The 8949-nt window shown below is 49.8% G+C and carries 15 protein-coding genes; all 15 read right to left on the bottom strand.

What is annotated here, in order from left to right:
- Positions 1–17 precede the first annotated feature (17 nt).
- Complete coding sequence (locus tag CWE07_RS01295; RefSeq protein WP_111568131.1) at positions 18–275, bottom strand: PapB/FocB family fimbrial expression transcriptional regulator; 258 nt, start codon at positions 273–275, stop codon at positions 18–20.
- A complete protein-coding gene (locus tag CWE07_RS01290) occupies positions 272–790 on the bottom strand; it encodes a hypothetical protein (protein WP_126818960.1) in 519 nt (172 codons plus the stop codon). Before CWE07_RS01290 ends, CWE07_RS01295 begins: the two co-directional genes overlap by 4 nt.
- Entirely contained in the window at positions 780–1445 is a 666-nt protein-coding gene (locus tag CWE07_RS01285; protein WP_111568129.1) for a hypothetical protein, read from the bottom strand. Before CWE07_RS01285 ends, CWE07_RS01290 begins: the two co-directional genes overlap by 11 nt.
- A complete protein-coding gene (locus CWE07_RS01280) occupies positions 1435–1656 on the bottom strand; it encodes a hypothetical protein (protein ID WP_111568128.1) in 222 nt (73 codons plus the stop codon). The genes CWE07_RS01285 and CWE07_RS01280 overlap by 11 nt, the downstream gene beginning before the upstream one ends.
- The gene (locus CWE07_RS01275) at positions 1649–1996 is read right to left on the bottom strand and encodes a hypothetical protein (protein ID WP_126818959.1); all 348 of its coding nucleotides are present in this window, start codon (positions 1994–1996) and stop codon (positions 1649–1651) included. The genes CWE07_RS01280 and CWE07_RS01275 overlap by 8 nt, the downstream gene beginning before the upstream one ends.
- The gene (csrA, locus tag CWE07_RS01270) at positions 1968–2153 is read right to left on the bottom strand and encodes a carbon storage regulator CsrA (protein ID WP_111568126.1); all 186 of its coding nucleotides are present in this window, start codon (positions 2151–2153) and stop codon (positions 1968–1970) included. The genes CWE07_RS01275 and csrA overlap by 29 nt, the downstream gene beginning before the upstream one ends.
- Before the next feature lie 313 nt (positions 2154–2466).
- Complete coding sequence (locus tag CWE07_RS01265; RefSeq protein WP_111568125.1) at positions 2467–2820, bottom strand: hypothetical protein; 354 nt, start codon at positions 2818–2820, stop codon at positions 2467–2469.
- A 24-nt stretch (positions 2821–2844) separates the two neighbouring features.
- The gene (locus CWE07_RS01260; RefSeq protein ID WP_111568124.1) at positions 2845–3027 is read right to left on the bottom strand and encodes a helix-turn-helix domain-containing protein; all 183 of its coding nucleotides are present in this window, start codon (positions 3025–3027) and stop codon (positions 2845–2847) included.
- A gap of 21 nt (positions 3028–3048) precedes the next feature.
- Positions 3049–4758, bottom strand: a complete 1710-nt coding sequence (locus CWE07_RS01255; RefSeq protein WP_111568123.1) for an AAA family ATPase — start codon at positions 4756–4758, stop codon at positions 3049–3051.
- Positions 4759–4764: 6 nt separating this feature from the next.
- Positions 4765–5856 (bottom strand): recombination protein RecT, encoded by a 1092-nt coding sequence (gene recT / locus CWE07_RS01250; protein ID WP_111568122.1) that lies wholly within the window; start codon positions 5854–5856, stop codon positions 4765–4767.
- Between the two features lie 11 nt (positions 5857–5867).
- The gene (locus tag CWE07_RS01245; protein ID WP_111568121.1) at positions 5868–6467 is read right to left on the bottom strand and encodes a 3'-5' exonuclease; all 600 of its coding nucleotides are present in this window, start codon (positions 6465–6467) and stop codon (positions 5868–5870) included.
- A gap of 16 nt (positions 6468–6483) precedes the next feature.
- A complete protein-coding gene (locus CWE07_RS01240) occupies positions 6484–7311 on the bottom strand; it encodes a PD-(D/E)XK nuclease family protein (RefSeq protein ID WP_111568120.1) in 828 nt (275 codons plus the stop codon).
- Positions 7308–7814 (bottom strand): EVE domain-containing protein, encoded by a 507-nt coding sequence (locus tag CWE07_RS01235; protein ID WP_111568119.1) that lies wholly within the window; start codon positions 7812–7814, stop codon positions 7308–7310. Before CWE07_RS01235 ends, CWE07_RS01240 begins: the two co-directional genes overlap by 4 nt.
- Positions 7807–8142 carry a hypothetical protein gene (locus CWE07_RS01230; RefSeq protein ID WP_111568118.1) on the bottom strand — a complete coding sequence of 112 codons (336 nt, stop codon included), beginning with the start codon at positions 8140–8142 and terminating at the stop codon, positions 7807–7809. Before CWE07_RS01230 ends, CWE07_RS01235 begins: the two co-directional genes overlap by 8 nt.
- Before the next feature lie 143 nt (positions 8143–8285).
- Positions 8286–8948 carry a hypothetical protein gene (locus CWE07_RS01225; RefSeq protein ID WP_111568117.1) on the bottom strand — a complete coding sequence of 221 codons (663 nt, stop codon included), beginning with the start codon at positions 8946–8948 and terminating at the stop codon, positions 8286–8288.
- Position 8949 lies beyond the last annotated feature (1 nt).

Here is an 8949-nt window from a genome sequence, read left to right as displayed (position 1 = left end):
TGTATAGATTTTGTCTATCACTTAACTGATTTCAAATGCGCCCAATCGAGCTCTTTGATGTGTTCCACGGTCTTTGCTACATCATTCATCTTGTTCAGCGCGCGGTTGAAATTTGATGATGACACTTGGTTTATAAGGGCAGCGGCCACCTCTGAGTGCCCAACAACCAGATAGTCACGTAACGCTGATACGACACTCTCACTGCTGATTTTGGTTAGGCTTAACAGTAACTCGAACCGATCGGGCGATTGCTTGCCGGCTAATAGGTATTTCACGAACCACCATCCTTAGCCTGCTGGTGCAACTGCTCGGCATAAATCTTGTTCATCGCAAGCCATATGCGCTTGCAAGTGTCCCAAGGTACGTTCACGGCCATGTCCTGCAATCCGCGCTCATCGGTTGCGCCGTTGCACAATTCACACTCGTCATCTTGGTCATGCCAGCACTGAGGGCAGCAACGACCATCCTCAATAACAAACATGAATTCACCGATACATCCTGCTTTTCCGGCGTGGGGAGTTTCCGCACTCTGGAAGGCATCAGCTAGTAGCCTGGATAGGCTGGTAGCGGGGGATTGCTCGCAAACTGCATCCCATTCAGTAGCGAAATTTCTTCGTGACGAACCAACTATTTTTGATAAATCAATATCATCACGAAGCTTAATGCCAGCTGCTCGCAACCGTTCCACATGCGCCGCCAGCGCGTCATGCTCACCCTCTAATTTTTCAATATACGCAATCACGCTGCTACAGCCATGGCGATTTAGCTTGTCTCTCATTTCAGGCGACATCTGCTTTACCCTCCGTGATACAGCCATGCTGCTCACCGTGATAGCGAACCTCTAGGAAAAAGCCGCTACCCAATCGCCGGCTAACTTCAGTGATTGCCTGTTTTCGACGAGCGACTAAGTTGTCTATGATGGATTTACTCAGTCGACATTCGGCAAGTAGCTCATCGGTGGTCAACTCAGCCACATGTTTAGCCATGCTTTTCGCTAGTGACTCCGCTTTAGTATCCAGCTGCTCGACTTCATTGAATTCGGGCTTTGATACTTCTGGATGTGGCTCTTTTGCTGGCTGCTTAGTAAGGGCTTTGGGTCCATTAGGACTAAAAGGCTCTTTCCACGGATGCCCATCAGCAGGCTTGAGGGCTTTGCTAGGTTCAGGTGCGCGAGGTTCATCATGGATCTGCTCAGGCTCAGGCTCAGGCTCAGGCTCAGACTCGATAAATGCTGTGCCTTTCTCAATAGCTTCCTGTCCAGCAGGTGTCAGCTTGTGTTGGCCATTCACCATTTTACTGACAAAGCCATCGTCGATTAGGTTAATAGCAAGCTCTTTCCATTCTGAGAACGCCATTACTGGATATGAATCACTAAGCACGTCAATGATAGGGCGCAGGCCACACGGCTGTAATTCAGCTAAAGACTTCAGAAAATCAAGTTTCATCGCTTTGGTCCTCTTCTTCCTCATCAAAGTACAGCTCGTGGGTCTCGGCCTGGCATCGAACTTCAGTGAAGAAATCACCGAAGTCATTGATGTCTTTCTGGGTGAATCCAGCATCCACTAAATGACTTTCACGCAGTGAGTGCAGTAGCCGATTAGCAAGCGCAACAGAGCGCCCTGGTACTCGCAACTCAATCAAGTTCTCCTTACCCATGACGCCCCCATTGTGTAATGTGAACCACGTTGCTAGGCGTGATGCTCTCAAGCTCAGTGGCATAATCTTCAATAATGCAGACGCCTTCTGTTGGGTCTGCACCGTGGTCTATCAGCAGCAGTGCAATGTTGACGGCCTTACGAATCCCTTTTGCCTGATACTTTCGAAGTTCCGTTCTGGCAAAAATTTGAAAGGCCTTAGCCGATAGCTTCAGCTCATGCTCGTTATTGGCTACGAACAACTCTCTCGCAGCCTCGACAAGGTTAGCCGGCAAGCCCTGAAGCAAAACGTCCAGGGCGTCCGAGGTTTCTTTACTCAGCGGCTTCATGAGCTTTTTCATCTTGAATTCGCACGTAGATTTCTTCGCGATGCACGGACACATCCCGCGGTGCATTGACGCCAACACGAACCTGGTTGCCTTTAACGCCCAGAACCGTGACTGTGATGTCGTCGCCAATCATTAATGTTTCACCGATACGTCGAGTTAAAATAAGCATGTAAGCCTCCTTGGCTTAGTAATTTTTAAGTGACCGTCCTGCTTCACCGGTCGATGGTGTTGCCGGTTACGTCTCCGGCGTGGGCTTTCACCACCGTCTTGCGGTTTTCTGCGCTGGCCGATACTGCTCGCCCTTACGACGCATTGGTGATAGTGACTGTGCAGCGGTAACAGTTTGGTATGCTATCGTTGCCTGCGTCTTCGGCTAAGCCTGTTCAGACCTGCCAGTCACCATCCCAATGCGTCCCCCGTTTCTTGCCACAGGTGGGGGAGACCTGACGTGGAGGCGGCACCAACCGCCTTGGCGTAGAGAACTATGCTGCTAGGTAATCTGTGTCTGGGTTCCAACTCAGCCAACGTCGAACCACCTTTTCTTTACCCTTGATGACCTTTTTCACCGGCACTCGGATTCGAACTTCAAGTGCGCGCGCGTCTTCAGGTGCAACTAAGTCCATGAAGTCTGCAGCGAAACTAGGCGAACTATATTCAGGGCTCAAAATGACCGGCTTCATTCTTTCGAAATAAGCTTGTGCGGCCTCATCAATCGCGGCAACCAACTGTTCATCTGTCCGCTCAATTTTTTTTCGATTGACCGTGATTGTTCTTGGCGTCTTCTTTTCCGCCACCCTACGCGCTACTTGCTTGGTTACACCGAATACAGCAAACATAATTCACCTCATCACTGCTGACGCTTAAGCTGCGTCGCTCTGTTCCTCAAATGTTTTGCGTAGCTGTGCCACGCTGTAACGTGTGCTCTTAAACTGTGGGAGGCGCTTAACTACGCCTGCTTTTCTGAGGTCATAAAGCGTTCGCTCGCTGATACCCAGTAGCTGAGCTGCTTCTTTATGATTCATAGTCAATGGCTGCTCTGGCATACGCACTCCTTAGAGCCGCGGTTAAGCGGCTTTAGCCTGTTGAGGTTGAGAGGGTTCACCATGCTCGATCCAAACTTGCTGAATAGCGTCAGGCATACCTTTGGCAGGTTGCGCCAAGGTACCAAGCATGATGATTTGGAGGTCTGTGTTTTCTTCGGTAAGACCCAATAGCATTTCGACCAGGTGAATACGGCTTGCTGGGTCAAGCACGTCGATGCGGTCGAGCACTGCGAGGTTAATACCTGACAGCTGGGCAAGCGCGAGTGTCATCACGGTTTGAACTCTCCATTGTTCTGACTCAGAGAGCAGGCCATAAAGCCGGCTATCTGCCATTAATTCCATTTCTTGGTTGATGCTTACTGCTGGCCAATCCGGTACCAGGCTATTGATGTTACTAATGAGCGTCTGCAGTGGCTTCATTGCTTGAGCTAAGATGTTTGCCGGAATGCCATCAGGCGACAGTTGCTCAGCGATATGCACCCACTTATTAACTTGCTCGTGGTAATCCGCGGCTTTCGTTGCTGCGCTCTCCAGCGCTATGCGGCGAGCGTCAATTTGAGTTTGGCGCTGAATAGCTGAAGAAAGCTCACGGTTACTAGTTTCTAACTCATTGATGTCAGATTGCCAGCCCTCAATCGATTTTTGCGAGATCTCCCCACCATTTTCTTCATTTAGGGTATCAAGCTCTGTTTGGGCAGCTGTTGCAGCATCCAAATCCCGCTGATTATTCGCGATGGTGCGCTGCATCATCGCCACACTTTCACGTAATTGAGTCAACTCGCTTTCGATCCGCTCAGGTTTTAATGTGCTATTACCGAACTTAGTAGCATCTACCAATTCACCATCGCGCAGGACAATCATGCAATCGCAGCAAGGGCAGGGCATTGCGTTTTGTGACAGCTGGGCATCTTCGTAGCGAGTCAGCTGCTTTTGGGTTTGTTCAAGACTCTCGTTGTCAGCCTTACTTTTGATTTGAATGCGCTCAACACGTGCTGCTTGCTCTTTAAGTTGTTGAACTCGAGTAAGCACCGAGCGGCCATTCCCAATCATGCGATTGAGCTCACTGATGGTCTTACTATTTTGCTCGAGCTTTTGGCGAGCGGCTGCAACATCTAGTTCTGATTCATTGCCGCCTTCATCTTCAAAACTAGGTTCCCAACCCTCAGCTTTTTGCTTACCGTAGGTTTCACCAGTAATGGCTTTCCACGCGCCGCGCGCTTGGGTAGCTCGGTCTTTTGCTTCCGCTGCAGCTGCAGGAAAGCCAGAACGTAATAACGGCAGGACGAGTTCAATTAGTTGGCTGTCACAATCTTCTGCCAATAGCATTTCACGCACCCGGGCGGTTGAAACGCTGCAGCCTGTAAGCTCAAATAGTGCTTTGCGACGCTCATCCGGTTTCATTGTGCAAAATTGTGCAGCGTCGACGCACATCGGGAGGTATTCAGATTCAGCGTGCACGCCTTTACCCTGCGGCAAGCTGAAGCTATAGGCGCCATCGTCAGTGTTAACCACCACCTCTGATTTCTTGGTGCCATCCTTGATCATGGCCTTGTAGTCCTTTTTCAGTGCGACGCGGCTCGCTTGCCCCGTGAGCGCGATACGAATCGCGTCACGTAAGCTAGATTTGCCTGCGCCATTGTGGCCGGCTACAAATAGGACAGGGCGCTCAACGTCCATTGTGAAGTTTGCTAAACCCTGAAAGTTCTTTACTCGGATACTTTGAATACGCATGGCGTGTTACTCCATTGACATGCCGCCAGCGCGTGAACTACCGCGCGAGCTGCCTTGGTTTTGCTCAGAGCTAGCGTTGCGGCTCTCAGCTTGGTTAAGGGTGTTGCGAATGACCTGGGCCTCGTCATCAGTTAAGCTGCGGCACAAATCCAAAGCCATATCGCGGTCACCTGATTTGGCGGCGCTTAGCGCGTCTTGGAAAAGCTCAGAGGGACCCTGTTGCTGACTGGGCTCTGCTTGAGAGTGCTCGACAGACTGATGTTGAGGCTCATCATCGTTATGACCTGTGTAATGCTGGTGCTCATCGTCAACGACATTGAAATCACCATCTAATACCGCGCCCATATTCTGGTCTTCACCCATCGCGGACTTACTATCCAGCGCAGAGGCCGTTGCCACTTCAATACTGACGGGCAAGTAATTAAATAGGCGGCGAAGCACTGTTTTGCGACCCATCTGAATAAAGTGCTGCCCCCAAACAGTGGAGCCTTTGTCCTGGGCAAATTTGTAGTTACTGCTTGAGTTACGGATGGCTTCGATATCTTCACGTGGCATCACTTCAAAGGCATGTCCACCACCAACTAGCTTGGCGACCGCATAGAAGTAGATAACTTCACCACGTTCACCTTTAGCAGGGACGTGCTCAAGCTTTTCTTCTAAGCCATAGGCATAGCTGAACTTGTCGTTTTCATGAACCGCATGCGCGCTGATACTCACGATTTGACCGGAACGTCGGGCAAGGTCAATCAGGCCTTTATAACCGAAGACGATTTGAACTTCTGTGACGTTCTTACGGCTGTTCTTGAACGGAATAAGGTAAGCATGCCCAAGCGGCGTGTTTGGCTCTAAGCCAAGCTGTGAGCACTGCACGATGGCACCAAACAATGTTTCCGTTGTGCACTCCATAAGTTTTGGAGTCGTGCGTAAGGCGCCTAATGCAATTTTCAGCATGCGGTCGGCGTTCACGTGTTTAGGAAGCACCGCGGTCAAAGTGTTCTTTTGGCTATCGAAGAACTTCTTTACGCTGCCAATACCAGCTTGTCGCGCTGGTAGTTTGGCCGTTTGCTTCAACTGCTGCAGGTTTACTGGTGAGTTCATGGCAAAGTTCCTTACGCTGCTTCTTGCTGGTCAGTGATAGCGAAGTAAACGGCTAAACATGCGTCTACGTCGGTCATCGCGCGGTGGGCGCCTTCGAGCTCTTTGCCCATGAAGTGCTTATAGGCTTCGCTGAGCTTGGGCATTTTGTAGCCCCAGCGGCTCTTAGGTGGCATCTGCATGATTGGCTTAGCTAACAGGCCAGTGCAGGCTTTGGCGCCGTTTTTCCACTCGTCGGCAATCTCTTCGTTGAGGTAGCGCTTAATCGCGATACGAATAATGCGATCGTCAAAGCTTTGGTTGTGCGCAACACGCAGGTCTGCTTGCTTCCAAAGGTCTAGGAAGTCGAGTAATGCCTGCTTTTCGTCATGACCTTGCTCGTGAGCGATTTCATTGGTGATGCCGTGAACCTTGATAACGTCGTCGGGGATAACCCAACCGTTAGGCTTAATAATCAGGTTCACTTGGCCAAGTACTTCCTTAGTCTCGGCGTCGACTAACTTGCCGGCGATTTCAACCAGATGCGGTTGATCGTCACCGCCGCTTGGTTTACCCCAAACCGGTAGGCCAGTCGTTTCTGAATCGAACCCTAATACTGTGCGTGGCTGTATCATGATGTTGTTCCTTGTTTTAATCGTGAAAGATGCATGCATCCCAGCGGGGGCAGTATTTCTTGCTGCAGCACCAGGACTGAGGATTGGGTGGAAACATGCCCGACTTGAGCATGTTGGCCGCGTGTTCGATAAGACCAGCGTTGCCCTGGTCACCCAACATGATGAGCTTGGCGTTATTGATAAAGCCGTTGGCAATTTCGGGCGTGCCGGTGGTCTTCATGCCAATGATTTCGCCTGGCTCTGTCATGAGTTCTTGAAGCGTGTTCTCGGCTAGTAATTCATAGGTGCCAATTTGCGCGGCATGACCCTTGGTCTTAGCTACGCGAGTTGAATTATCCTCACTTGGCTGCACTGCAGCGGCACCGGTCTTGATATCGCTAATGCCTTTGCCATTGGTATCGATGCGAACACGAGTGCGATCGAGGGTGCCAGTTAGCTCGATATGCAAACCGTCACCGCAATCAATCTGAAAAGGCGCGATTTCAAGCTCGACGGCCGCAAAGGTGTAGCGAGGTGAAATATCACCGCAGTAGCGGCTAACCAGCGTCAAACCAATCTTCTCAGCGTCACGCTTAGATAGGGTGTTATCGATACGCCAGTTGACTTCACGCTCAGTAGAATGAAGCTCGTCGACAAACGCGCCGGCAGCATCATCGATACTAATAGGGGTGTTGTGCATACGTGCCTGGTCGAACACTGCAGTGCCGCCGTGAATCGCAGTACCCAGTTGGGCACGTGGACTGCTTGGCATGTACATACCGAGCAGGTTTTGTGCTTCCCAACGATGGGCACAGTCAAACAGGCTAGGCCAGCTGGAGGCGCGAATGCGAACTACGTTACTCATACTGCCTCACCTTGAACTTTGACTATTTCTTTCATCAAGATGTCAAAGTCCTTAGTTGGAATGCTACGCATCCCCCCCATAAAACAGACCCCCCATTTCTTTAAGTTGTCTGGTGCAAAGCTCATTTTTGCGATGACTTCTCGCATAGATAATGGGCGTTTAAACAGTGTCTGCTTAGATAGAATTAAAATTCTTTCTGGTACCCCATCAAGCAGAATGGGGTAGGATTTTGCATACTCTGCTCGCCATGTGTCGATGCGTTCTACCTTGGCGAATCCGACAATGTGCTTCGTATCTTTTCCATCGCCTGCAGAATAAAGAAGTAGATCGTCGCCTGGCTTAACCATAGATTTACAGCGCGTTCGCTCCCATAGGGGCCAATATCCAGCGCGACAAAGCGCTTGAATCCCTGAGGTTGCGGAAATCAAACTACCCTGGTTATCGAAGCCGTCGCGCTTCATGAGAATAAAGTGCTGTTTCGAGTTAGATGGCTGTTTACGCATAGCGAACCTCAACGGCTGGCTGACCTTTCATCGGTTGCTGGCGCGTGATAGTCACTTCGCGACGGTCAGCTGCCACTGTTAGGAAAAACTGCTCGCCAAGGTTCGCACCTATGAACTTCCCTTTGGCCTCATCGCGAATAAACTTCTCTTTGAACTCACGGCTAACGCCCTGGCGCTCAAGTTGGTTAACTAAGTCCAGCGAACGGTTGATGACCTTAGTGTCCTGCATGACATTCTCGTACTTGCTGAGTAGGCATGCGAAGCGCAAGCGGAACAGTAGTTTGAGTTCAGCGCGGCTGCGTGATGATGTTGGTTTGAGTAAGTTCATGATGACCTCTATTTAGGTTTTCTTAAATCAAAAACTAAAAGAAAACTTAAACTTGGTCAAGTAAAAATTTAAGAAAAACTAAATTAATTTCGTCGATGGAGAGGAATATTTAAGAAAAATGCCGCGTGGAGCGGCATTAAAAGCTACTGAGGAAAGAGTCTTCGACACTCCTGAAGGGCAAAGCCACGCATTGAATCGACTTGTCCATCCATTTTCTGAAGCATGCAGTCGTTGAAGTTTGCGTAGCCGGTATGTTGGTGGATGGACACTAGGAGGGACAGTAACGTAGTAGCAATAACCAAGACCAAAGCGGCATGTCTTTTACTTATGAAATACGTGATCGATGCTGCGAGTCCACCAGCAATCAGGTAAATAATAAACGCGCCGGTTGCGTCTGGTAAGCCATAGTTAGGGTAAGGTGGATTGGTGGACTTGTAGATGGAGAATATGACGAACGCGGCAAACAGTATAAACGCAGAGGACCGCGATGAAAGTATTGATTCTTTTGTGTCTTCAGTGTTGCCAACAGTTTCCTGGTTTGTATTTATAGGAGCCGTGTCTTTTAAACTTGCGCTTTCTACTTTGAGGCCTACGGTGTCAGATGCGTCGTTTTCATTGTCGGCGGTCGGTACTATTGAAGTTTTGCTCCGGCTATGCAAAGCAGAGAAAACATACACAAGCATTGGCATAGTGAGTGCCGACATTAAACTGAGTCCAGCAAGCGAATTATCTCCTAGATATAAAAACAGCCCCATAAGGGTGAAGCTGGCAAGACAGATACTCCCAGCTATGGTGTTAGTCGACACT

The organism is Aliidiomarina maris (assembly GCF_003987335.1).
In the GTDB taxonomy this organism is placed as follows: Bacteria; Pseudomonadota; Gammaproteobacteria; order Enterobacterales; family Alteromonadaceae; genus Aliidiomarina; species Aliidiomarina maris.
The sequence above is the reverse complement of the archived record's forward strand: the minus strand, read 5'-3'. Positions and strand labels throughout refer to the sequence as shown.

Excerpts from the sequence above, each read along its gene's own strand:
- CWE07_RS01260 (WP_111568124.1), bottom strand. The coding sequence starts at position 3,027 with ATGCCAGAGCAGCCATTGACTATGAATCATAAAGAAGCAGCTCAGCTA.
- CWE07_RS01265 (WP_111568125.1), bottom strand. The coding sequence starts at position 2,820 with ATGTTTGCTGTATTCGGTGTAACCAAGCAAGTAGCGCGTAGGGTGGCG.
- CWE07_RS01275 (WP_126818959.1), bottom strand. The coding sequence starts at position 1,996 with ATGAAAAAGCTCATGAAGCCGCTGAGTAAAGAAACCTCGGACGCCCTG.
- CWE07_RS01255 (WP_111568123.1), bottom strand. The coding sequence starts at position 4,758 with ATGCGTATTCAAAGTATCCGAGTAAAGAACTTTCAGGGTTTAGCAAAC.
- recT (WP_111568122.1), bottom strand. The coding sequence starts at position 5,856 with ATGAACTCACCAGTAAACCTGCAGCAGTTGAAGCAAACGGCCAAACTA.
- CWE07_RS01245 (WP_111568121.1), bottom strand. The coding sequence starts at position 6,467 with ATGATACAGCCACGCACAGTATTAGGGTTCGATTCAGAAACGACTGGC.
- CWE07_RS01235 (WP_111568119.1), bottom strand. The coding sequence starts at position 7,814 with ATGCGTAAACAGCCATCTAACTCGAAACAGCACTTTATTCTCATGAAG.
- CWE07_RS01240 (WP_111568120.1), bottom strand. The coding sequence starts at position 7,311 with ATGAGTAACGTAGTTCGCATTCGCGCCTCCAGCTGGCCTAGCCTGTTT.
- CWE07_RS01290 (WP_126818960.1), bottom strand. The coding sequence starts at position 790 with ATGTCGCCTGAAATGAGAGACAAGCTAAATCGCCATGGCTGTAGCAGC.
- csrA (WP_111568126.1), bottom strand. The coding sequence starts at position 2,153 with ATGCTTATTTTAACTCGACGTATCGGTGAAACATTAATGATTGGCGAC.
- CWE07_RS01230 (WP_111568118.1), bottom strand. The coding sequence starts at position 8,142 with ATGAACTTACTCAAACCAACATCATCACGCAGCCGCGCTGAACTCAAA.
- CWE07_RS01285 (WP_111568129.1), bottom strand. The coding sequence starts at position 1,445 with ATGAAACTTGATTTTCTGAAGTCTTTAGCTGAATTACAGCCGTGTGGC.
- CWE07_RS01280 (WP_111568128.1), bottom strand. The coding sequence starts at position 1,656 with ATGGGTAAGGAGAACTTGATTGAGTTGCGAGTACCAGGGCGCTCTGTT.